16 protein-coding genes, 1 tRNA gene and 5 pseudogenes are annotated in these 21,026 nt (G+C 68.7%); 8 read left to right on the top strand and 14 right to left on the bottom strand.

Going from position 1 to position 21,026, the window contains the following annotated elements:
- The 3 genes and pseudogenes from R6V09_RS18920 to R6V09_RS18930 all read left to right on the top strand — a co-directional run.
- Positions 1–1,345: pseudogene (locus R6V09_RS18920) on the top strand (histidine kinase); the annotation flags it as partial.
- Positions 1,342–2,049, top strand: coding sequence for a response regulator transcription factor (locus R6V09_RS18925; RefSeq protein ID WP_317882589.1), 708 nt, complete (start codon positions 1,342–1,344; stop codon positions 2,047–2,049). The pseudogene R6V09_RS18920 and the gene R6V09_RS18925, both read left to right, overlap by 4 nt.
- Before the next feature lie 32 nt (positions 2,050–2,081).
- Positions 2,082–2,414: an SCO4225 family membrane protein gene (locus tag R6V09_RS18930; RefSeq protein ID WP_317882590.1), complete on the top strand. Its 333-nt coding sequence runs from the start codon at positions 2,082–2,084 to the stop codon at positions 2,412–2,414.
- Positions 2,415–2,416: 2 nt separating this feature from the next.
- On the opposite strand, the gene R6V09_RS18935 is transcribed toward R6V09_RS18930, so the two are convergent.
- Positions 2,417–2,806 carry a hypothetical protein gene (locus R6V09_RS18935; protein ID WP_317882591.1) on the bottom strand — a complete coding sequence of 130 codons (390 nt, stop codon included), beginning with the start codon at positions 2,804–2,806 and terminating at the stop codon, positions 2,417–2,419.
- A gap of 218 nt (positions 2,807–3,024) precedes the next feature.
- On the opposite strand from R6V09_RS18935, the gene R6V09_RS18940 reads away from it, so the two are divergent.
- A complete protein-coding gene (locus R6V09_RS18940; protein WP_317882592.1) occupies positions 3,025–3,483 on the top strand; it encodes a hypothetical protein in 459 nt (152 codons plus the stop codon).
- Between the two features lie 7 nt (positions 3,484–3,490).
- Positions 3,491–3,736: a hypothetical protein gene (locus R6V09_RS18945; RefSeq protein WP_317882593.1), complete on the top strand. Its 246-nt coding sequence runs from the start codon at positions 3,491–3,493 to the stop codon at positions 3,734–3,736.
- 26 nt (positions 3,737–3,762) lie between these two features.
- On the opposite strand, the pseudogene R6V09_RS18950 reads toward R6V09_RS18945, so the two are convergent.
- From R6V09_RS18950 to R6V09_RS18970, 5 genes and pseudogenes are all read right to left on the bottom strand, one after another.
- Positions 3,763–3,900, bottom strand: a pseudogene (locus R6V09_RS18950) (S8 family serine peptidase); the annotation flags it as partial.
- A 292-nt stretch (positions 3,901–4,192) separates the two neighbouring features.
- Entirely contained in the window at positions 4,193–5,146 is a 954-nt protein-coding gene (locus R6V09_RS18955) for a hypothetical protein (RefSeq protein WP_317882594.1), read from the bottom strand.
- A gap of 6 nt (positions 5,147–5,152) precedes the next feature.
- Positions 5,153–5,671, bottom strand: a complete 519-nt coding sequence (locus R6V09_RS18960; RefSeq protein WP_317882595.1) for a hypothetical protein — start codon at positions 5,669–5,671, stop codon at positions 5,153–5,155.
- Positions 5,672–6,214: 543 nt separating this feature from the next.
- A complete protein-coding gene (locus R6V09_RS18965; protein WP_317882596.1) occupies positions 6,215–6,592 on the bottom strand; it encodes a hypothetical protein in 378 nt (125 codons plus the stop codon).
- Between the two features lie 243 nt (positions 6,593–6,835).
- Positions 6,836–7,351 carry a winged helix-turn-helix transcriptional regulator gene (locus R6V09_RS18970; RefSeq protein ID WP_317882597.1) on the bottom strand — a complete coding sequence of 172 codons (516 nt, stop codon included), beginning with the start codon at positions 7,349–7,351 and terminating at the stop codon, positions 6,836–6,838.
- Positions 7,352–7,450: 99 nt separating this feature from the next.
- On the opposite strand from R6V09_RS18970, the gene R6V09_RS18975 reads away from it, so the two are divergent.
- Positions 7,451–8,236 carry an SDR family oxidoreductase gene (locus R6V09_RS18975; protein WP_317882598.1) on the top strand — a complete coding sequence of 262 codons (786 nt, stop codon included), beginning with the start codon at positions 7,451–7,453 and terminating at the stop codon, positions 8,234–8,236.
- A gap of 25 nt (positions 8,237–8,261) precedes the next feature.
- Positions 8,262–8,621, top strand: coding sequence for a nuclear transport factor 2 family protein (locus R6V09_RS18980; RefSeq protein WP_317882599.1), 360 nt, complete (start codon positions 8,262–8,264; stop codon positions 8,619–8,621).
- 68 nt (positions 8,622–8,689) lie between these two features.
- On the opposite strand, the pseudogene R6V09_RS18985 reads toward R6V09_RS18980, so the two are convergent.
- The 5 genes and pseudogenes from R6V09_RS18985 to R6V09_RS19005 form a co-directional block, all read right to left on the bottom strand.
- Positions 8,690–9,630: pseudogene (locus R6V09_RS18985) on the bottom strand (helix-turn-helix domain-containing protein); the annotation flags it as partial.
- Positions 9,631–9,709: 79 nt separating this feature from the next.
- The gene (locus R6V09_RS18990; protein ID WP_317882600.1) at positions 9,710–13,519 is read right to left on the bottom strand and encodes a WD40 repeat domain-containing protein; all 3,810 of its coding nucleotides are present in this window, start codon (positions 13,517–13,519) and stop codon (positions 9,710–9,712) included.
- Complete coding sequence (locus tag R6V09_RS18995) at positions 13,506–13,859, bottom strand: hypothetical protein (protein WP_317882601.1); 354 nt, start codon at positions 13,857–13,859, stop codon at positions 13,506–13,508. The genes R6V09_RS18990 and R6V09_RS18995 overlap by 14 nt, the downstream gene beginning before the upstream one ends.
- 1,014 nt (positions 13,860–14,873) lie before the next feature.
- Positions 14,874–16,973 carry a tetratricopeptide repeat protein gene (locus R6V09_RS19000; RefSeq protein ID WP_317882602.1) on the bottom strand — a complete coding sequence of 700 codons (2,100 nt, stop codon included), beginning with the start codon at positions 16,971–16,973 and terminating at the stop codon, positions 14,874–14,876.
- Positions 16,974–17,140: 167 nt separating this feature from the next.
- A complete protein-coding gene (locus tag R6V09_RS19005) occupies positions 17,141–17,611 on the bottom strand; it encodes a hypothetical protein (RefSeq protein ID WP_317882603.1) in 471 nt (156 codons plus the stop codon).
- A gap of 231 nt (positions 17,612–17,842) precedes the next feature.
- Here R6V09_RS19005 and R6V09_RS19010 point away from each other — a divergent pair.
- Positions 17,843–18,205, top strand: a pseudogene (locus R6V09_RS19010) (transposase); the annotation flags it as partial.
- Positions 18,206–18,524: 319 nt separating this feature from the next.
- On the opposite strand, the gene R6V09_RS19015 reads toward R6V09_RS19010, so the two are convergent.
- From R6V09_RS19015 to R6V09_RS19025, 3 genes and pseudogenes are all read right to left on the bottom strand, one after another.
- A tRNA-Thr gene (locus R6V09_RS19015) sits at positions 18,525–18,598 on the bottom strand.
- Positions 18,599–18,705: 107 nt separating this feature from the next.
- Positions 18,706–20,367, bottom strand: coding sequence for an alpha/beta hydrolase (locus R6V09_RS19020; protein ID WP_317882604.1), 1,662 nt, complete (start codon positions 20,365–20,367; stop codon positions 18,706–18,708).
- A gap of 116 nt (positions 20,368–20,483) precedes the next feature.
- Positions 20,484–21,026 (bottom strand): annotated as a pseudogene (locus R6V09_RS19025) (DNA polymerase III subunit delta'); the annotation flags it as partial.

Consider the following 21,026-nt stretch of genomic DNA (forward strand, 5'->3'; position numbering starts at 1 on the left):
CGGCCAGGGCTTCCTGCGGTCCCGGGCCCGTGAGGCGGGCGGCACCCTGACCACCGGCCCCACGCCGGAGGGCGGCTGGGAGGTACGGGCAACCCTGCCCGGCCGTACCGCGGGCCCGCTGGAGCAGTCCCTTCCGACGAGCTACCGCGTGGCCCAGGTGGTCGCCGCGTTCGGCCTGTGCGTACAGCCACTGCTGCCGATCCTGATCATCCGCCCGGAAACGACGTCGAACAGTACGCACGTCTCAGCGGGGGTCCTCTTCGCCCTGCTCGCAGCGGCACAGGCGGTGGCCCTGCTGTGGCTGAGAAGGGCGCGCGGCCTCGCGCAGGGCGCGTTGCTGGGCTTGGCGTTGTTGTGGCCGGTGGCGATGGAGATGGGCGATTACACGGGCCCGGTGTTGCTGCCACCAACACTGAGCATGCTGGCAACTTGCGTGGCGGTAGGTGCTTTTAAGGGGCGCGGGGCTGTATCGATTTGCGGCTCCGCCGCGGGGCGCACCCAGCCCCCACCGGCCCGCACATACCGACTACCTCAAGTCCCCTTCTTCCTCTTCCCAGTTGCAGCCACAGCCGCACACGCAACAGCCTTGACGATCGCCGTATTGCACCGCGGCACAACCATCCCCACCTGGTCGGTAATCCTGCTCGCAACAGCAGGAGTGTCACTGGCGACGGCCACCGCACACTGGATCGGAACCCTGCGCGGACAGCGCGCCACCGCAGCCCACGACACCCAAACCCAACGCCTCGCCACCTGGACGGAGGAAGCCGTACGAGACGCCTGGGCGGAACGCCGCCGAATCGCCGCCGGCCTCGAAACCACCGTACTGGCCCGCACCGCCGACATGATCGCGGAAGCACAGGCGGGCCGGCTCGACGCGACAGCGACCCGCGCCCGCGAGGCACTCACCGCGATGCGCGCCCTGCTGGACGCGGTCCGCGACGGCGACACGGCGGCCGAACTGACCCCACAGCCCACCCTCCAGGCCCTCGACCTGCTCGCCCACCAGTGCCGGGCCACCGGCCGTGACGTGGAGATACGGCTCACCGACCGGGTGCCGGAACGCCTGCCCACCGAGGTCGACCTCGCCGCCTACCACGTCGCCGAGACACTCCTCGCGACCGGCGACGACGAACCCGCCGTACTCGAACTCGACGCGCTCGACGGTACGTTGACGATCACGGCCACCGGTGTGCCACGCGCCGCCGACCCCGCCGTACGGGACCGGTTGACGGCGCGGATCGCGCCGCTCGGCGGGACCCTGACGACCGGCCGCCCGCCGGGCACGGTCCACCTCCGGCTGCCGCTCACGGCGGTGCCGGACGACGAGGAGAGACAACGATGAGCCTCAGGGTGCTGGTCGTCGACGACCAGGGCATCGTCCGGGCGGGCTTCGCCGCCGTGATCGACGCCGAGGAGGACATGACGGTCGTCGGGGAGGCCGCGGACGGCGCGACCGCGGTGGTGCTCGCCGCCGAACTGGCCCCCGACGTGGTCGTGATGGACGTACGGATGCCCGAACTCGACGGCATCGCCGCGACGCGGATCATCACCGGAAAGGAGAACGCGCCCCGCGTCCTCGTCCTGACGACCTTCGACCTGGACGCGTACGTCTTCGACGCGCTGCGCGCGGGGGCCTCCGGCTTCCTCCTCAAGGACGTGCACGCCTCCGAACTCCTGGACGGCATCCGGGTGGTGGCGAGCGGCGAGAGCGTACTCGCGCCGTCGGCGACCCGTCGCCTGATCGGGCATTACGCGTCAGGGGCGGGTACGGGATTCCGCGCCAACTCCGGTTCTGATTCCTCCGGTTCCGGTCCGCGTGAACTCGACAGCCTCACCGACAGCCAGCGCAACGTCCTCGGGCTGCTCGCCTCCGGCCTCAACAATGCGGAGATCGCCGGGGAGTTGGGCATCACCGTCGGCACCGTCAAGTCCCATGTGAACGCCCTGCTCCGCAAACTCGGCCTGCGCGACCGCGTCCAGGCCACGATCCTCGCCTACGACCTCGGCATCACCCGCCCGAACCCGCCCGGGGCCGACCACCTCTGACCGTCTTCGCCCTCTCTCCAGGAGTCCGTTCCATGACCAGTACCGATGCTCACGCGGCGCGTTCCCCTCTCCAGCGACTGGGCCGGAACCTCCGCAACCCCTTCGCCCTCGCCTACCTCGCGCTCTGCGCGGCCCTGCTCGTCTGGGCGGTCGTCGTCACCATCGCCGACGACTCGGGCGGGTCCATGGCCGCCGTCATCCCCCTTCTCGGCACCGCCCCGGCCAGCCTCGTCTTCCTCGTACTGCCGGACGGCGCCGCGATGTTGACCGTCTCGATCGCCCTCGGGGCACTGGTCAACGCGTCGGTCATCGGCTGGTGCGCCCACGCGCTGAGCCGCGGCAACCGCCCGGACCCGACGCGCTGACCTCAGGCGCCGCCATAGCCTGCCGAGTGGTCGTCCGGGTCCTCGGTCGCGTACAGGCTGGGCCCGAGACGGGCGGCCAGCGCGTCCCCCGCGATGTGCGTGACGGTCACCGTCCCGTCGTCGTTCGACGTCAGCTCCGCGTAGTACCCCAGGGCCGTCCAGTCCATCGGCCGGTGGAAGAAGAACTCGACGGTGTCGTCCGGGTATTCGGCACGCAGCAGGGGAAGCAGCGTCTCCGGGTGGTACTCGGCACCCCTCCCACTGAGCACCACGACCACCTGCCCCACCTCCACCCGCCACACCCGCACATGCGCGTAACCGCCCCGGCCCAGCCCGGACTGCCAGGGATCCTCATCAAGGATCAACTCGGGACGAACACCCTCAACTGCCATACGGCACCCCGTTTCCAGCCACAGCGGCCATCAGAGCAACCATGCTCAGCCCGGCACACACGGAACCCTCCACGAGGATGAACGCTTCTTCCGGTCAGCGGGTCGTTCGCTGATCACACATGGCGGTGAATCGACCCGTAATCCTGTAACTGGCCACTACTGGTCGCGGTTGTCCCAGGTACTCATCAGGAGATCACCAGAAAGGGACTGCCTTGGTCATGCAGTACGTCACACGCCTCACCACGGCTCTGACGGTCGCGGGAGCCCTCGTCCTTGCCATGTCGACCGGCGCCCAAGCCGGCGCGATCGGGACAACTCCCGTGCGTACCTTCGAGTACAGCGTGGGCGGTATGACGATGAAGATTCCGACGGGCTGTGTGTTCACGCACATCATCCGAGGCGGCGGCCGGAAGATCCGATACCAGAACGCCGGAGTCGACTGCGCTTTCGTCGGAGCGCTGAGCAGCGGTTTCTGCAACTGGCGTATCGACTTCACCTATGCCGACACCGACAACCGGACCTATCGCACATCCCGCGGCACGACACACAACGAGTGCAAGATCGACCCGATGCGCAACAACTCTCCTCAGACGCTGCCTCGTTACGGAAAGGCGTGCGCCCACCTCTACGTCGGTGGAACGCGTCGCGTGAGTCAGTGTCACAACATCACGAAGTGAGTTGTTCATGATCGAGCAGAACAAAGACCAGGACCCGGACACGACGTGGAAAGCACGGCGGCGCCGAGCGGGTGTCACCGCGTTCCTCTCGGGCCTCGTCGCCACGCTCGCCTTCTTCGCCTTCTTCCCCGGCCTGCCGCACGTCATCGACTGGGGAGCAATCCTCGTGTCCCTCGCCGTGGGCGGACTCGCCCGATGGTGCTGCCAGTCCTGGATCACCAGAGCGGCAAAGGCGAAGGCCGAACACATGTGACCGGCGCCTCCGGCACCCTCACCCCGTCACTCGCCGACCACGTTCGCCGCCATGAGATGCAGCATGCTCTTGACCTGGAAAGAGGTCAGTCCCGGGTAGCGGGAGAGGAGCAGCGCGCAGACTCCCGCCACGGGTGCCGCCGCGAAGCTGTTGCCGCCGCAGACGCCAACGACACGACGAGCACGGGCACTTGGTCGTCGAACTCGCGCCGGACAGCACCGGTGATGTCGGCCAGGAGGGGTCGTCGGGCCCGAGGCCGGTGAGTTGCAGACTCACGTCCTTGCCGTCGTCGATCAACTCGTGCAGCACATGGGTGTACGCGCCGGCCGCCCGGGCCCGCTCGGCGATGTCACGGACCAGCGCGGGACGCAGCAGCGCCTCGCGCACGTGGTTGCCGGAACGGAGAAGAACCCCAGGTCGGAGTCCCGACCTGGGGTTCAAAGGGGGAACAGCAGCCTACTTCCGGGCGGCCAGGACAGCCCGCGCCCGCTCGATCAACTTTCCGTTGCGGGCCTTCTCCGCCTCCAACTCGTGCTTGTGGGAGGCGATCTGCCGGTGCTGGTAGGCGGTCTCCGCCTGGTACCAGGTGCCGACGAGGTTGCTGGTCTGCTTGCAGTCGACATCGTCGGTGGCCAACGACACCTCCGCCTTACCCGGCTTCAGACCGGGCTTCTTCGGTACGGCGAACCGGCCCTCGGCGTCGTCGAGCGATTTCACCGGGTGGCCGTCGCCGGCCATGCAGGACGACCAACTGGCGACGGCGTTCCTGACGGACGTCTGCGCGGCGGTGGCATCGTAGGACTGCGAGGCGAGGTCTCCCGCCGCATCGGTCTCGTACAGGACGCCGACCTTCGCGTTCGCCTCGGGAATGCACGTCTGGTTCATGGCCGTGTCCCAGCCGGAAACAGCGGACTCGGCGTCCTCCCTGGCCAGTTCGGTGTCCTCCGCCGCGGTGTCGTCGTCATCGGCGGCCACCTGGGGCGGGGTGAAGCCGTGCGCGGCGGCCTCCGTGCGGTCGGTGATGCCGTAGCGGCGCTCCATGTTCATCGAGTCGTAGGCGGTACTCGGATGCAGGCCGGACGGTTCGGGCGCGTACTCGAAGTTGAGGCGCTGCATGCACTCCTGCTTCACCACGTCCCTGGCGTTCTCCACATCCACGACTTCGGCATAGCCGAGCATGTAGTCCTGGAGCGGGAGCCGCATGCCCTTGGCCAGCCCCTGTTCCACCCGCGCCTGCGGCCAGCCGGCCCGGATCCCGGCATCCGGCAACGGCATGGCCTGCGCGACCAGTTGCCGGCCCTTCCCGCTGCCCGAAGTGGTGTGCGGGGCGCCGCATGCCGAGGTGAACACGGTGGCGGCCATGGCAGCGGCGAGGGCGAGGGCAGCGGCCTGGACTCTGGTCTTCGACATCGCCGATCAACCCCTCTTGTGCGAGCCGTTGTGGTTCTTCAGACCCGTGCCCAGGTTGCGGGCGATGCCGTCGGCCTTCGGGTAGTACTTGCTCGTGCCGCTGTAGCCGGTATTGGCGTACACCGTGTATCCGGCGTACGGGTCCTGGTTCCACCCGGAAGCGGCGTGGTGATACACGGCCTGCCCCGATCCTCTGGCGTCGCACGGGGTCGGCATGCCGCCGTAGGCGTCGGACGGGAAAGCGCTGAACACGAACGTGATGACCGTGGCGCCGTTGGGCGAGTAGCCGTCGTCGTTGGTCCGGGAGTGCCGGGTGGCCAGACAGCCGCTGTCGGACTGCTGCGTCGTCTCGGAGCGCGAGTTGAACTGAATGCGGAAGCAGTGCGTCGGATGGCTGGTGTCGGTCGACGTGCAGTCGTTGTGAACGTAGGAAGTGACGGCCGATGCCGGCGGAGCCATCGTGATGGTGGCCGCCACAGCAGCCGCGGCTGCGGCGGCGGCCACGGCGGTTCGTGTGAGACGCAAGAAACCCTCCCCCTCGGTAGCTGTGTGCAGGCAGGGGAGAGCACATGACTGGACACGATCCCCCACTTGCCGTTCCCGGCCTGCGTACGGGCGGACTGGTCTGGTCCATTCGCCGCAAGCACGGCACTGTAACCACACGCACACCATGAGCAGCAAGGACGTCGGGTGGGGAGGACGAGACGCGCAGCTCGTTTGCGGAATCCGCTTCCACACCCCTCTGCCTGTGCGTTTCCCGCGAATACGGAACGCGCAGTACGCCGATGAGCGCTTGAGCAATGACGTAAACCCGCCTGGCACGCACCGGCGCACAACCGGCACATCCCGCGACCGTGTTCAGGTGCGAGGGAGAAATCAGCCAAGTCCAACAGGCGGCCACAGTGCCGACCGACAGGAGGGGACCCGTCCGGCGGCGCAACCTACGTCATCAGCGCGCGGAAGGCAGGACCCGCGTGGGCGTACGCGGCCGGGCCGAGGTCGCCGAGAAGGAAGTCCTCCGCGGCGAGGGAAAGTTGACGTACTCGAACACGAACGGGGCCCCGGACTTCAGCGCGGTATCCGCCGTACGGAACACCGCGGTGTTGTCCTCGTCTGCGTCCTCGTACCCGAACGACGACCCGATACTGAAGACGGCCCCATGGAGCCAGCGGGGACATGGTCGGGCAGTGCCCTCGTCGTGTCCGCCACCACGTGACGGACCCGGCCGGGCAGTCGTACCGGCCGTTGTTCTCCCAGGGCCGCGGTCTCCGGCTGGATGTCGGTGTTCGTCACGTCGAGGCCGTGCTTGACGAATCCCAGGTCGTGCGTCCCGTGGCCCGCCCCCAGCACGAGAATGCGCGCGTCCCGCGGCAGCGGGCGGCCGGTGGCCGCAAGCCGGTCGAGGAGATCGTCGACGAGCCGGATGTGCCGTTCCTCGGCCTGCACGTAGTCGGGGAAGCTGTCGAGATACAGCAGCCTGTAGCAGGACGTCGGTCCTGCTACAGCGGTGCGTCCAGGAGGGCCGCCGCGACCTCGGCGGTGAACTCCGCCCCCGGAACAGGCCGATCAGGGGGAAAGGTTGGCGCCGAGGCTGCAACCAATCGCGCTCGGCCAGTGCTGTGACCGGGAAGGTTCACCGGGTGAGGCCGCGCTGATGACTCCCTCCAGCTCAGGTGGTTCGGGGCAGCCCTACGCCTCCGCGGGGGTGGTCGGTCGTGTCGCGTATCGGTGGCGCATGGCGTCGCTGGCCGCAGGACCTGCGGTGAAGACGTAGTGGTCGCTGTCGTCGAGCCGGCGGCCGGTCTTGGCGTCGACGACGACGGGCTCGACTTCCTCGCCGCTGTGCGCGTCGATGAGGATCATGCTGCGTTCGGCCGGTGTGAGGCGGGAGTTGCCCCACGCGGCCAGGGCGACGACCACCGGTCGCAGGGAGCGCCCGAGTTCGGTGAGGACGTACTCGTGGCGTACGGGGTTGGTCTGGTAGGGCCGGCGCTCCAGCAGTCCGTCGGCGACGAGGGTCTTCAGCCGGGTGGTGAGCATGCTGGAGGAGATACCCAGACTCTCCTGGAACTGGTCGAAGCGCGTGTAGCCGTCGAAAGCATCGTGGAGGATCAGCAGCGTCCACCACTCGCCCACGTGTTCCACCGTCGTGGACAGTGGGCACTCCCTGTCCTCCAGCCTGATCCGGCTTGCCACGGCGACCATCCCCTCAGTTACTGCTAAAGTCGAAGTCAGTAGCTTCTATTTTAGCAGTAATGACGGGAGTGGTGCCTTCCGCGCCCGCACCCGGGAACGGAGCACACCGTGACCACACCCCTCAGCGAATCCCTCGAAGGCCGACGCGCTCTGGTCACCGGCGGCACCAAGGGAACGGGAGCCGCCATCGCCCGACGTCTCACCCAGGCCGGCGCAACCGTACTGGTCACGGCCCGCAGCCGCCCCGACGACGTCGAGGAGAAGGCGTTCATCACCGCAGACCTGTCCAGTGCCCAGGGCGCAGCCCACGTCGCGGCCGAGGTGGATGACCGCGTGGGAGGCGTCGACATCCTGGTCAACACCCTCGGCGGGTCCGAGGCGCCGGCCGGAGGATTCGCGGCGCTCGGCGAGGACGACTGGGCCAGGGAGCTGAACACCAACCTGCTGGCCGCCGTCCGCCTGGACCGCGCACTCCTGCCGCACATGATCGCCACAGGCAAGGGCGTGATCGTGCATGTCACCTCGATCCAGCGCCGCATGCCGCTGTGGAACGGCACCCTGGCCTACGCCGCCGCCAAGGCCGCCCTGACCACCTACAGCAAGGGCCTGGCCAACGAGGTCGCCCCGCACGGCGTCCGTGTCAACACCGTCTCGCCCGGTTTCGTGCAGACCTCGGCCGCCGACAACCTCGTCGCCCGGATCGCCCACGACGCGGACATCACCCAGGAAGCGGCGCTGGGCCGGCTCATGGAATCCCTTGGCGGCATCCCGCTGGGCCGTCCCAACCGGCCCGAGGAAGTAGCCGAGCTCGTCGCCTTCCTCGTCTCCGACCGCGCCTCGGCCATCGTCGGCGCCGAACACGTCATCGACGGCGGCACCACCCCCACCGTCTGAACCCGCCACCACCCCAAGGAGCGTCATGCACGACAACCAGCCCCGCACCAGCACCCAGGACACCCTGCCCGAGCTGATCACCCGCTACCTGAACGCGCACCGCGCCCACGACACCGCCACCGCAATCACGGCGTTCACCCGCGAAGCCACAGTGATCGACGACGGCAACACCTACAGGGGCACCGAGGCGATCAGGGAGTGGCTCGACCGATCCAGCACCGAATTCACCTACACCATCCGCCTCACCGGCGCCCAGCAGACCGACGCGAACCACTACATCGCCACCCACCACCTTGAGGGCAACTTCCCCGGCGGGACCATCGATCTGCGCTACCAGTTCACACTGCGGGACGGCCTCATCGAACGCCTCGTCATCGAACCCTGAGTCCCTGCCGGCGACACCCATAACCGCCTCAGGCGAGAAGGCCCGCTCGCCCCGCAATCTCGCTGACGGACATCACGGTGGCGAGCGTTGGCGTTGCGCCACCGGAGGTAGGCGTGCAGGGCCCCGGGTCTGCACGGTGTGGTTGGGGTGATGGGCGTTGGCGAGGGTGAACTGCCGCAGTGGTCCGAAGTGGGCCTCGATCGGGTTGGCCCACGAGGCGTAGGCCGGGGTGAAGCACAACTCGGCCTTGTGCTTCTTCGCCCAGCGGCGGATGCCAGGGCCTTTGCGGGCGGACAAATTGTCCAGGATGACGGAGATCGGGGCGCCGTCGGGCCGGGCGGCACGGATCGACTTCAACGCGGCCAGCGTGTTGGTGGCGCCCTTCCTGCAGCGGTTGACGCCCCACAGAGTGTCGTCGCCGAGCGAGTAGCAGCCGTGAAAACAGAACGCGCCGTGCGTGCGGCGAAGACCCGGTCCGGGAAGCAGTCAAGGACCTCCTCGATCCGGTCCAGCTTCGCCTCGCGGTCCAGGTCGGGGGACTCCTTCCACGTCTTGGTGCGCTGGAAGGTGACGCCGCAGCGGGCGAGCAGGCTGCGTAATGTCTCACGGCCGATGCGGACGATCCGGCCGTGGACTTTCCGCAGATAGGCGACAAGTTTGCGCAGCGACCAGCGGGTGAAGGGCCGGCCGAGCTTGGCGGGGCGAGTGGTGGCCGTCTGGAGGACGAAGTCCTCGTCATCAGGGGTGAGTTGGCGGGGAGGGCCCCGCCCCACTTAGGGTCCAGACAGGCCAGGCCGAGTTCGTTGAACCGGTGGATCACATCCCGGACGGTGTCCTCGTCGGCCTGCACCAACTGGGTGATCACCAGCACCCGGTTCCCGCCGGCCGAGGCCAGCAGCATCATCGCCCGCCGGTATTGCACCGCGTTGATGCTGCCACGCCACACAATCTGCCGCAGTTTCTGCCCCTCCCGGTCGGTCAGTCTGCGCACACGGACAGGCTCGGCCACCGCGCCTCCAGCAGTTGGATTGGCGTCACCGCACATCCAACCGCCATCACCAACCCGGCGAACCTATGCGGTCACAGCACTAGCGTGCGACCATGCGAATGGTGAAGACGCCGCTGCTCCCGGTGTCGACCGTGAACGTGAGGTCGTCGTCCGGGTCAGGTGAGATCCGGCGCACCGGCCCCGGCATGAACAGGGCTGAGATTGCCCGCGGTTGGTCCGGCCGGGCCGACACGTCCCACAGCGTCAGGGCGCCTGCGGCGGCGGTGAGCGCGAACGAACCCCCGTCATCGAGCGCGCAAGCGGTGAGTTCCCCGCGATGCGTCTGCCACCGCCGCATGGCGCGGGGTTCCCGGGTGGGCCACATCAGCACGGAGCCGTCGGGTGTCGCGACCATGGCGTGGGTTCCCCCGGCCGAGAGTGCGATCGTCCAGGGGCACAGGGGCTCATCGAGCGACAGCAGCGGGCGGCCGGACCGCCAGTCCCAGGACCGCAGACTCTCCGGCCAAGCGGCGAGCAGGGTCCGCCCCGCTGCCTGCAGCGCGGGTGTCCCCGCCAGGCCGCCGGGAAGCCGCCGCCGGACGGTGCCGGTGTAGACGCCGAACGTGGTGATCGCACCGTCCGCCTGGACGGCCAAGGCGGTCCGGGCGTCCGGAAGGACCACGGCTCGGACCGGTCGATCGGGTCTGCGCGGGAGGCCGTCCTCCTCGCAGGTGTGCACCTGGTGGTGGCAGTACGAACCGGAGTCCCTGAGGAAATCACCGACGGTAAATGCGGCAAACTCGTCAGGACAGGCGCTGTGCCAGTCGCCCTCCATGTGGTCGCGGACGAGCACCCGCTCGTGCGTCTCCTCCCGCCAGCACGGCTGCCCGTGGTGCTTGAGATCCATCTCGAACAGGGCGAAGCGTTCCCGCCCGGTGTCGGTGTCCCAGACCCGTACGGCGTCTTCGGCGGCAGTCACCCGAATGTCCCCGTCCGGAGTGAATTCGAGGTCGGAGGAGTAGGACTCACCCAGGTCGAAGGCATTACTCGCGGGCCAGGTCGCAGTGCCGTACCCCGCAGTCGTACGGTCTTCGTCGCGTTGAGCGGCGCCCTCGGGATCCAGGCGCCAGACCCGCGCATCGGGCTCCGTCGACGCCGTGACCATGCGCAGACGGTCCCGTGTCACCGCCATGGCGCGGACAACGCCGGGTGTCGTCAACTCGCGGAGGACGGTGGCGCGGCGAAAGTCGATGACGGTCATCGTGCCCCTGTCGAGACTCACGATGGCGTGGTCGGGAGCAAGAGCGCACAGCGCGGCCTCGCCGAACTCCCGGCCCTCCGTCTGGCCGGGCGGTGTGAAAGTGACCGACCGGTCAAAGGTGTCGAGGTTCCACGTCTCGACGGTGCCCCACGCCGATAGGGCCACGGCAGTGCGGCCGTCGTCGACCAGTTGGAGCCGGGCCACTTCCCACATGGTGCCGCGCAGTTCGGCCAAGGGGCCTTTGCGTGCCGGATCCCAGACGCGAACGGTCCCCTCCCGGTTGCCGGCGGTGATGACCCGTCGGCCGTCGGGGAGGAACAGGCAGGCCACCACGTCCCCGTGGTGCGCCGCGTCAATCCTGAAGCGTCCGTCGACCCGCATCTGGAACATGCGCCGCGGCTTCGCCCTGCCCAACTCCCAGACCGCGACGCGTCCGCCCATGTGGCCGGAGACTAGTCGGCCTCGGTCCCAGTCCAGGTCGATGGCGGTCACCGGTTCAGGCCAGTCGCGGCCCCCCGGGGGCGGGGCGAAGTCGTGAAGCGTGTCGCCGGTGTGGACGTCCCAGATGCGTACATGACCGTCGTTCCATCCGGTGACGAGGCGGCTGTGCGCCTCGTCGAGTCGTAGCACCCACGGCAGCGGCGGATCGCCGGACGAGGACGGCCCGTCCGGTGTGAACTCGTGCCGAAGTCGTCCGGTCGCCATGTCCCACAACCGCACCACACCGTCCTCGGCCCCGGTGACGGCGAAACGGTCGCCCGCCGCCACGTGAAACGGAACACCACCGTGCTGCAGGACCTGAAGCTGACGACCGGTCAGCAGGTCCCAGACGCGGGCGGTCGAGTCGTACGACGTGGTCACCGCGTGCCGGCTGTCGTCCGCCACCGCCACATTCGTGAGGCCCCGCGTGTGGCCGACGAGGGATGCCCGGAACCAGGGCGATTCGGAAGTCGTGCCGTCGAGCACGCGGAGTCCCTGCCACGCCCGGCCGGCCCGGAAGGCGTCGACGGCCTCGCCGATCGTGGTCTCACCCTGCGCGGCGGCCTCCAACTGGATCTGTGACAGGAACACTTCGGCGTCGTCGGTGACGTCCAGGTCCAGCAGCGCGCCGATCTGTCGTGACAGCACCGAGTGGACCGGGTCGAGGCTGCGCGCCAGCTCGGGCGTGGCGCGGGTCGCCTGGTCGACGGCGACCAGCAGGCTTTCGACGCCGTGTCGTGCGGCCATGGCGAGAAGATATCCGGGATCCCGCAGGGTCTCGATCAGCAATCGGGTCAGGTCGTCGCGGGTCGACCCGTCGCGCTGCTGCGTGATCGCCTCCACCATGTGCTCCACCGCGTAGCGCAACGTCGACGGCTCGCACGCGTCCCAACGGCCGACCCACGGCCTGATCAGCCTGTCCACGAGGTCACCGGCGGCCTCGGCCGGATACACGACGTGCTCGGCGTTGGTGAGCAGAAAGGTGGTGAAGGAGGCGTGGAACGGGCGGAACGGGCCCTGGGGGAACGTGCCTTGCAGATATCGGGCACAGGCGCGCAGCGTGTCGTCGACCACGGAGACACGCAGCTCCGTGACCCGGGCCAGCTGATCCCGTGTGAGACCCTCGCCGCGGCCCTGGGTGAGCGCGGCCAGCAACGGTCGCATGCGCTGCGACCACCCGGCGGGGTCGCGGTTGCGCTCCCGCCACAGGAAGGTGGCGTAGACGTTGGCGAGGTTCTCCGGCAGTGGTTCGCGCGCGGCCTGGTCGGCCGAGAGGCGTCCGGTGAGCAGGTCGTCCACGACGTACCGGGCGTAGAGGAAGTTGCCGCCGTCCACCAGGGCGATGCGCTGCGCCAGTTGGTCGGCGCGCGCGACGCGGCCGGCGAGTCGCGCGAGCGCGTAGTCGTACACGTCGGAACTGTCCTGGGGTTCGTCGGCGACCAGGTCGAAGTGATCGTGACCGCCGAGTTCGTGCTCCACGGTGCCACGGCTGCTGGTCAGGATCATCCGCAGGCCCGGCACCGGATCCTCCGATTCCATTCCGAGCAGTCGTCCGAGTGACATCGTCCCGGTCGAACCGGCCGCGGCTTCGGCCTCGTTCAGGGCGTCGATCAGGATGACCACGTCTCCACCGCCGCCTTGGTGCAGACGTTGCAGCGGACGGCGGATGATCTCGTCGTACGCCCGGCGGGGGTTGCGATCACCGAGGTTGATGACCACTCCCTGGACCGAGACGACGGCTCCGGGCATGGCCGGCACTCGTTGGCGCACGGTGATGTTGCCGGTGCTGCGACCCGCTGCCGAGAGGAGCTGGGCGCCGTAGCCGGGCACGGTCTCGGCGAGTTGGTCGCCCAACCGCTCCAGCACCCGGACCGGGTCGACCGAGGCGAAGGTGCGCTGGTCGCAGAAGTTGGCGGCGTCGATATGGCAGTCCCCGCCGCTCACGCCCGGTATGCGCACCGTCCCCGCGGAAACCTGCAACAGGCGCTCGGCCAGGGCTGTCTTGCCGCTGCCGGGTCCTGCTGTGATCAGCAACGACGGTGCGGCGGGGGCGCGCAACCACACCGCGATCCTGCCCAGCGCCCATCGGCGTCCAGTGAAGTCGGCCAGGCGCCCGGCCACGTCCGGCGGCAGCACCCGGTGGGATCCGGCCGGTTCAGGCGTCGGCATCGTCCACGCCGATGATGTCGGCCTGCCCGTCCGCCCTGCCGATGTTCTGGTCGACCGTGACGTCGGCGTCGCCCGTGCGTCGGGCTCCGAGCAGCCTGCCCGTGGTGAGCCGCCGCACGGTCTGGTTCACGACGACACGGCGTGGCCGGTTCGCGTCCGGACCCGAGGAACGCACCCATTCGAGGGCGGCCCAGGCGGCGACCATGACGCCGAGTGCCACGACGAGCGCCCAATGGAGGTGGCTCGTCAGGGCGTTGGTCAGTACGCCGACCCCGACCGCGAGCACCACACAGGCGGCTGACTGAGCGCCCCGATGCCTCGGCAGGAACGTCCATCGCATGGCGCCCCCTCCGACACTGCAACGGATCCGCGACGGCCCAAAAGCGACCTTAGGTCCCCATTATGGCTTCCTTCAGGGCCAGTTGCGCCGTCATCGCGTAACCGATTGGCCCTGACGACGTCCTCAAGTGGGGGTAGCTCTCCTGCAGTGAGATCGTCGTGGTGGGTTGCTGCTGCCGCGGATCGTTGGAGGAGCGGTGGGAGGCTGCTGCACGGGACCAGATGGCTGAACTGCGCGGGCAGATCAAAGAGTTCACTGTTCTTCTGGTCGAGCAGGAAGGGGCGGTGTCCCGGCTGGAGTCACGCGGGAGGCGAGGAGCGAGATCCTTTCCGCAGACGGGTCGGTGACCGGCCCGGATCGACGATGGCGGTGCGGCGGAGCCGGCCAACGGGCCGGTGGCCGGGGTGGGGTCGCCGGCTGTCCCAGGGCGAGTAGGCGAACCGGAAACGGACGGCGACCCTGGCCTGTGTCCACGACGCCGATCCGGCCGTCCACCGCCCTCATGACGTCATCGCCCCACCCTGCAGCCGCACCGGAAAGCGTCGGCCCCGCGCCAGACACAAGTGGCTGACCGGCTCCGTCGACCTGGATCCCGGCCAGGTCATCGCCCGTGCCTTCGCCCAGGCCCAGGCCCGCGACCCCGAACACCGGCACGCCTGGATCGTCCTGGACATCGTGCAGGTGCTGGAGAGACTCTGGACCACCGCCCGCCGTTTCCGCACCGCCGTCGACAAGACCGTCCGCTACCTGCAGAACAACCACGACTTCTTGTGCGTGCCTGGCTGCGCCCCTCGATCACGCCGCTGCCGATCGGCCAGCCCCGGGCGAGGGCCCGGTCGTAGGAGGGTGCCCCGGTGCCCAAAGCGGTTCTGCGTGTACCCCGAGCTATGCCGTGACAGTTCGAGAAGGTTGTAGCTCTCGCTGAGTGAGATCGTTCAGGCCGTCAGGCGTCTCTCCCTGCCCCGTCCAGGCCGATTACCGCGCATTAACTCAGCTCGTTTCAGAGCGAACGTCTCACGGCATCGGCATGCCTCTGTATGTCTCCCAGAAGACGCCGTACCAATAGTCGTAGTTACTACGAGCGACCTCAGTGCTGGGATGATCTGGGCCGTACACCTGCTCCAGGTCGGGCAACAGCTCCTCGTACATGAGAGCCGCACTCCTCGCGTCGCCTGACTCGCCCAGCCAGCCGGCCAGATTGTCGCGTGCCTTCAACGTGTAAAGGTTGATGCGACCGAGCACTCGCTCCATGTCAGGCACGAGTTCTTCGAGTTCCTGGGTGGCCTCCGTTACGTCCCCCGACTGCCCGCGCTGGCTGGCGAGCTCACTGCGCGCGGTCAAGGTGTCCAGATGGTCCGGTCCGAGCACGCGCACCAGGTCGGGCAGCAGCAGCTCATGCGCATCGATCGCATTGCCCAGGCCCCCTACTGACCCCTGCCATCCGGCGATGAGGCGGCGGACCTTCAAGCTCTCGGGATGATCGGGACCCAGCACTCGAGTCACGTCTGGCAACAGCGCTTCAAGCGCGGCAAACGCACTGGCTGGACCCTCGGTCTTCGCCCGGCAGTTTCCGAGAAGAATGCGAGTCTTCAAGGTGTCGGGATGGTCGGGACCCAACACTCGCTCCATGTCGGGCAAGAGCGCAAGGAGCGTGTCGACTGCGTCGAAGGCGTCAAACCTGTCTCCCCATTCCGCCTGCCAGTCGGCGAGGTTGTAACGCGCTATCAGGGTGTTGCGGTGGTCAGGGCCAAGGTATCGGCGGCAGGTGGCGACGAGGTGCCGGAAGTACTCGGCGGCCGCGTCGGGCTGTCCGGTGTCGCCAATGCTGCTGCCTGCGCGGTATAGGGCTTCGTGGGCGTCGGGACGATGGAGGGCCTCTTCGGCCTGGTTGGTCAGGGCGGCCGTGTTGGCGCGCAGCGCCAGGGCGAGGTCGGTGTTCCGCTCATTGTCGGGCCAGGCAGCAAGGAGGGCATCAGCGGCGCTGCGGGCCAGCAGGTCCTGTTGGGGGACGGACAGAGCATCTCGGGTTGCGCGTTGGACGAGCTGGTGAACTCGGACCGCCAAGTGGGGGCTGTCCGGGGTGTGGTCGATCAAACTGAGACGGTGCAGCACTCGAAGTGCCTTCCGAGACTCCTCCGCCGTGACCACGGGGATGGTCGATCGGGATTCCTGCCCGCCGCGCCTTTCGGGGCGGGAGGGGTCGGGGCCGGTCGGCACCGTCCCCGCCGGCCCACGGTGGTGTGCAAGGTAGACGAGCGCGGGAGGCTGTGCCAGGACTGTCTCGGGGATGCCGTTGGGGTCGAGCAGGCTGGTGAACTGGAGCAGGGGGCGCGCCAGGCCCTGGGGATCCTGTCGGTCGGCGCGCTCGATGGACAGGTCCCATGTGACCGTCAGGGTGCGGGGCTGTTCATCGGGCAGCGGGCGGGGGGCCAGCTCGGCGAGACGCCGGGACCGGTCGGCGAGTTGGCGGCGGTAGTCGGCGCAGGTGATGTGTGCGTCGGCGATGTAAGCGGCAGCCTGCGCGAGCGCCAGTGGAAGGTTCCCCAACTCCCCGGCGAGTGATTGCAGTTCCGCTCCCGGCTCGGTGCGCCCGTGGACAGCGAGGGTCGCTGTCAGGTAGGCGGCTGATTCCCGGTTGGTGAAAGCGCCGACTTCGATTCGCTGGCCGCGTCCGGTCAGAGCGGCATCGCGGCTGCGGGTGGTGACCAGGGTGTACCCGTGCCGAGTGTCGGGTGGCCAGAGGCCGTTGAGGTCCTCGGCGTCGATGATGTCGTCCAGCACGACCAGCCAGCGCTTGCTGGTGCTGGCAAGCCATTCCAGGAAGCGCTCCTCTGCCTGAGGAGTGGACCGGTCGATGTCCAGGATTCGCTCGGCGGCGCCGCCGTAAGCGCCCACGACTGCGTTGCGGCTGGCAGCGGTGACCCACACCAGGAGATCGAGTTCTTCTTGCGCCCAGAGCGTTTCGGCGTGATGGGCGGCAAGTTGGGTTTTACCTACCCCGCCCAGTCCGGTCAGTACCTGGTACAGCTCAACAGTTCCACGGCCGGCCCCGGCACTGTTGAGCAGGTCGATCTGGATGCGGTCCTGGAAGCAGCCCGCTCTCCTGGGGACCACTCCGACCCGATAGGGCCATGACACCGGAGTGCGTGGTCTGGCATGTATGTGAACTGAATCGATGGAACCGGCGGCGACACCACCGTCCCGCGCAAGGATCGAGCTCTGTGCAGTGATGTGCAGAGGAGGTTCGGGCGAGGTTGAATCTTCTCCGGGCGCGGTCAGCCCTACTCCGCGTCCGGTCTCGGAGGGTTTCCGAGCGTCACGTCTCCCATCCGCACGGCCGCAGCCGACCCGTGCTCGGCATGGACATGCGCATCCCCGCCGACCGCCGCGCTGTCTCGGCCGGCGGATACTCCACGGACGACCGGGGCATGTTCTGTCAGTAACGCCGTCAGACCGGTCGCAGCCTGCTCCCGTCCATCCGCGTCGAGGCTCTCCAACAAAGCCTCAAAGCGTGCCTGCCACGCAGCCTCCTGGCGAATCCTTACCTGGTCTGCCCCGCCGTCGCGAACGGCCACCAGCTCACCCCCGCTGCGCTGCAGACGATCCAGCTCCGCCGACTCCCGTGCGGTATCCCCTCGGCCGAACCAGGCAGCTACACGCTGTCTGAAACTCTCCCAAGCATCGGTGCCTGCTGCCTGAACCACAGCCGTTCCGGCCGCCGAGGCCAGGGCGATCATCTCCGCATCGAGCATGCCGTCTCCCGCCGCAGTCGCGGGAAAGCCCCCTGCCCGCGCTCAGGACACATCAGCGTAGCGCCGACGTCCCGTATCTGTATCCAGACCATCGCGTTCAGTGAAGATCCGCCATATTCGAACGTGCTGGTCGGCGGGGCCGGCGTGGCAGTTGGTGACCGTGCCGGCGCTGATGGAGGGCGGGAGTCTACGGTCTTGATCATCTACCCAGAGGCTGCTGGCGGACCGTGAATGCCTCCACCTCACACCCGACCAGCACAAACACGAATCCCGAAGCTGATCCGCGATCCGAGCGAGAGCAGGTCATACAGGACCGACCTGTCCGATGAGCAGTGGGCGCTGGTCGAGCCGGTGATCATCGCGTGGAAGGCCGCACATCCCTCGGCCAGCGGCCATCGGGGCCGGTACGGAAGTCGGGAGATCGTCAACGCGTTGCTCTACCAGGGCCGGGCCGGCTGCCAGTGGGACCTGCTCCCGCACGACTTCCCGCCGCCCGGCGCGGTGAAGTACTACCTCTGCACCTGGCGCGACGACGGCACCGACCACACCATCCATGACCTGCTGCGCCGGCAGGTACGGGAGATGGCGCGCCGAGGTCTGGGCCACCAGGGCCTTGAACCGTGTGCCGCTCTTGATGTCCGCCATGAGGACCAGCGCAGAGGGGTGCTTTGTTGGACTGCGACAAAGTCATCCAGACGAGAAGGAGCAACCCCTGCACCTCAGTTCGGCGCCCCGCGAGGCTGTCGCTCAACGGTCGCTCGGCCGCGGCTGCACCGCCGCTGCACCAATGGCGTCCCCTTGGCCTCCCCTGACCTTCCAGGGGAGGAAAGCAGCGTTCACCAGATCCGACTCACGCAGTCAAGGAAAAGCAAAAGCCCCAGGTCACGGCGAGTGAGTCCTGAGGCTTCGGCAGAGCCGCCTTCGGGATTCGAACCCGAGACCTACGCATTACGAGTGCGTTGCTCTGGCCATCTGAGCTAAGGCGGCGCGCTGTCCACACCATGGTGCGATCAGCAACGTCGGAAAGTCTACACAGTTTCTGGGGGTGCTCCGTACACCCCCCGACCGCACCCCCGACCGCAGCCGCACCGACGCTACGAGCAGCGCTTTCCCTCCGCCGGCGGGGTCCCGCGGAGCAGATACGTGTCGATCGCCGTGTCGATGCACGCGCTGCCGCGGCCGTACGCCGTGTGGCCGTCGCCGACGTACGTGAGGAGGCGGGCCGAGGAGAGCTGGTGGGCGAGGGACTGGGCCCAGCGGTACGGGGTCGCCGGGTCGCGGGTCGTGCCGACGACCACGATCGGGGCGGCGCCCTTCGCCTCGATGCGGTGCGGCTCGCCCGTCGCCTTGACCGGCCAGTACGCGCAGTTCAGGGAGGCCCAGGCGAGGCCGTCGCCGAAGACGGGGGATGCCTTCTCGAAGGCGGGCAGCGCCTGTTCGACCTGGTCGGTGGTCGAGAACGCGGCCGGGAGGTCGAGGCAGTTCACGGCGGCGTTGGCGAACATCAGGTTCGAGTAGCGGCCGTCGGCGTCACGCTCGTAGTAGCTGTCGGAGAGGACCAGCAGGCCCGCGCCGTCGTTCTCCTTCATCGCCGAGGTGAGCGCCTCGCGCAGCTGCGGCCAGGCCGCCTCGTCGTACATCGCCGCGATCACGCCGGTGGTGGCGAGCGCCTCGCCGAGTTTGCGGCCGTCCGCGTCTCCGGTGGGGATCGGGTGCGCGTCGAGCTTGCGGAAGAAGGCCTTCAGGTTCGTCCCGACCTTGGCGGGCGCCGTCCCCTTGCCGCCGAGCGGGCAGTCGGTCTGCCGTACGCAGTCCTTCGCGAAGGACTGGAACGCCGTCTCGAAGCCCGCCGTCTGGTCGAGGTTCATACGGCGCGCGGGGAGGGACGGGTCCATCGCGCCGTCCAGGACGACGCGGCCGACCCGGTCGGGGAACAGCCCCGCGTAGGTCGCCCCGAGGAACGTCCCGTACGACGCCCCGACGTACGTCAGCTTCCGGTCCCCCAGCACCGCCCTCAGGATGTCCATGTCCCGGGCCGCCTCGACCGTGGAGACATGGCGCAGTACGTCGGGCGAGTGGGCGCCGCAGCCCTCCGCGAACTTCTTGTACTCGTCGACGAGTCGGGTGGTCTCCCGCTTGTCGTCGGGGGTCGTGTCGGTCTGGGTGAACGTGTCCATGGCCCGGCCGCCGAGGCACTCGACCGGCTCGCTGCGGGCGACGCCACGGGGGTCCATCGCGACCATGTCGTAGCGGGCGCGGACCGTGGCCGGATAGCCGATCCCGGCGTACTGCTGGAGATAACCGACCGCCGAACCGCCGGGCCCACCCGGGTTCACCATCAGCGAACCGAGCGGCTTGCCCTTGCCCGTGGCCTTCTTGCGGGCGACCGCGAGCCGAATGTCCCCGGCGGTGGGCTTGGCGTAGTCCAACGGCGCCTTCATCGTGGCGCACTCGAAGCCGGGGACACCGCAGGTGCGCCAGCTGAGCTTCTGCCCGTAGTACCGCGCGAGCGTGGACGGCGTCGACTGCGGCAGCGCGGCCAGCACCACGGCCGCGGCCGGACTCGCCGCCGTCGTCGAACTCCCCGATGAGCACGCGGAACATGCGGACACGAGAAGCGCGGCCACGGCCAGCAGCGCGCCACCGCTCCGAGGGCTCCTACGACCCCGACGGCTTCGGTGACTTGACTGGCTCGGCTGAATTCGGTCGTCCTGGCTGGGCTGGGTCCGCCGGCGGAGAGGGCGCCTGATGTGCATCGACCGAGCGTAACCCTGCGCGATCATTTGAATGCCCTGCGTGCGCGAACCGCCCCGGACGAGTTACCCCGTCAACCTCACGCCCAGAAGTTCACTCCCCCTGTCCAGCCCGCTGCTCAGCCCGCTCTGAGCGCCAAGGTCATCGCCTCCACCGCGAGCAGCGGCGCCACATTCCGGTCGAGCGCCACTCTGCACGCGCCGATCGCGTCGATACGGCGCAGCGTGGACTCCGGGGAACCGGCGCGGGCCAGCCGCTCCAGGGCGTCTTCGGCATCCATGTTGGCGATCGCCACCCGCGAGCCGAGCTGGAGGGCGAGGACGTCACGGTAGAACGCGGTGAGGTCGGTCAGCGCGAGATCGAGGCTGTCGCGCTGCGTACGCGTTCGCCGGCGCTTCTGCTTGTCCTCCAGGTCCTTCATCACACCCGCCGTGCCCCGGGGCATCCGGCTGCCCTGGCCACCGCCCATCGCCGCCTTCATCTCCTCGGTCTCCTTGCCGTCCACCTCCTCGGCCAACTGCTTGGCGTCCTCCGCGGCGGCGTCGACCAGCTCCTGAGCGGCCTTGAGACAGCCGCCTACGTCGTCGACGCGCAGTGGCAGCTTCAGCACGGTGGCCCGGCGCTCGCGCGCGGCCGGGTCCGTGGCGAGGCGGCGGGCCCG

Origin of the sequence: Streptomyces sp. W16, from assembly GCF_033194735.1 — a bacterium.
In the GTDB taxonomy this organism is placed as follows: Bacteria; Actinomycetota; Actinomycetes; order Streptomycetales; family Streptomycetaceae; genus Streptomyces.

What these genes read in the sequence shown, in the direction of transcription:
- R6V09_RS18925 (WP_317882589.1), top strand. Translation starts at nt 1,342, where the DNA reads ATGAGCCTCAGGGTGCTGGTCGTCGACGACCAGGGCATCGTCCGGGCG.
- R6V09_RS18930 (WP_317882590.1), top strand. Translation starts at nt 2,082, where the DNA reads ATGACCAGTACCGATGCTCACGCGGCGCGTTCCCCTCTCCAGCGACTG.
- R6V09_RS18935 (WP_317882591.1), bottom strand. Translation starts at nt 2,806, where the DNA reads ATGGCAGTTGAGGGTGTTCGTCCCGAGTTGATCCTTGATGAGGATCCC.
- R6V09_RS18940 (WP_317882592.1), top strand. Translation starts at nt 3,025, where the DNA reads ATGCAGTACGTCACACGCCTCACCACGGCTCTGACGGTCGCGGGAGCC.
- R6V09_RS18945 (WP_317882593.1), top strand. Translation starts at nt 3,491, where the DNA reads ATGATCGAGCAGAACAAAGACCAGGACCCGGACACGACGTGGAAAGCA.
- R6V09_RS18955 (WP_317882594.1), bottom strand. Translation starts at nt 5,146, where the DNA reads ATGTCGAAGACCAGAGTCCAGGCCGCTGCCCTCGCCCTCGCCGCTGCC.
- R6V09_RS18970 (WP_317882597.1), bottom strand. Translation starts at nt 7,351, where the DNA reads ATGGTCGCCGTGGCAAGCCGGATCAGGCTGGAGGACAGGGAGTGCCCA.
- R6V09_RS18980 (WP_317882599.1), top strand. Translation starts at nt 8,262, where the DNA reads ATGCACGACAACCAGCCCCGCACCAGCACCCAGGACACCCTGCCCGAG.
- R6V09_RS18990 (WP_317882600.1), bottom strand. Translation starts at nt 13,519, where the DNA reads ATGCCGACGCCTGAACCGGCCGGATCCCACCGGGTGCTGCCGCCGGAC.
- R6V09_RS18995 (WP_317882601.1), bottom strand. Translation starts at nt 13,859, where the DNA reads ATGCGATGGACGTTCCTGCCGAGGCATCGGGGCGCTCAGTCAGCCGCC.
- R6V09_RS19005 (WP_317882603.1), bottom strand. Translation starts at nt 17,611, where the DNA reads ATGCTCGATGCGGAGATGATCGCCCTGGCCTCGGCGGCCGGAACGGCT.
- R6V09_RS19020 (WP_317882604.1), bottom strand. Translation starts at nt 20,367, where the DNA reads ATGCACATCAGGCGCCCTCTCCGCCGGCGGACCCAGCCCAGCCAGGAC.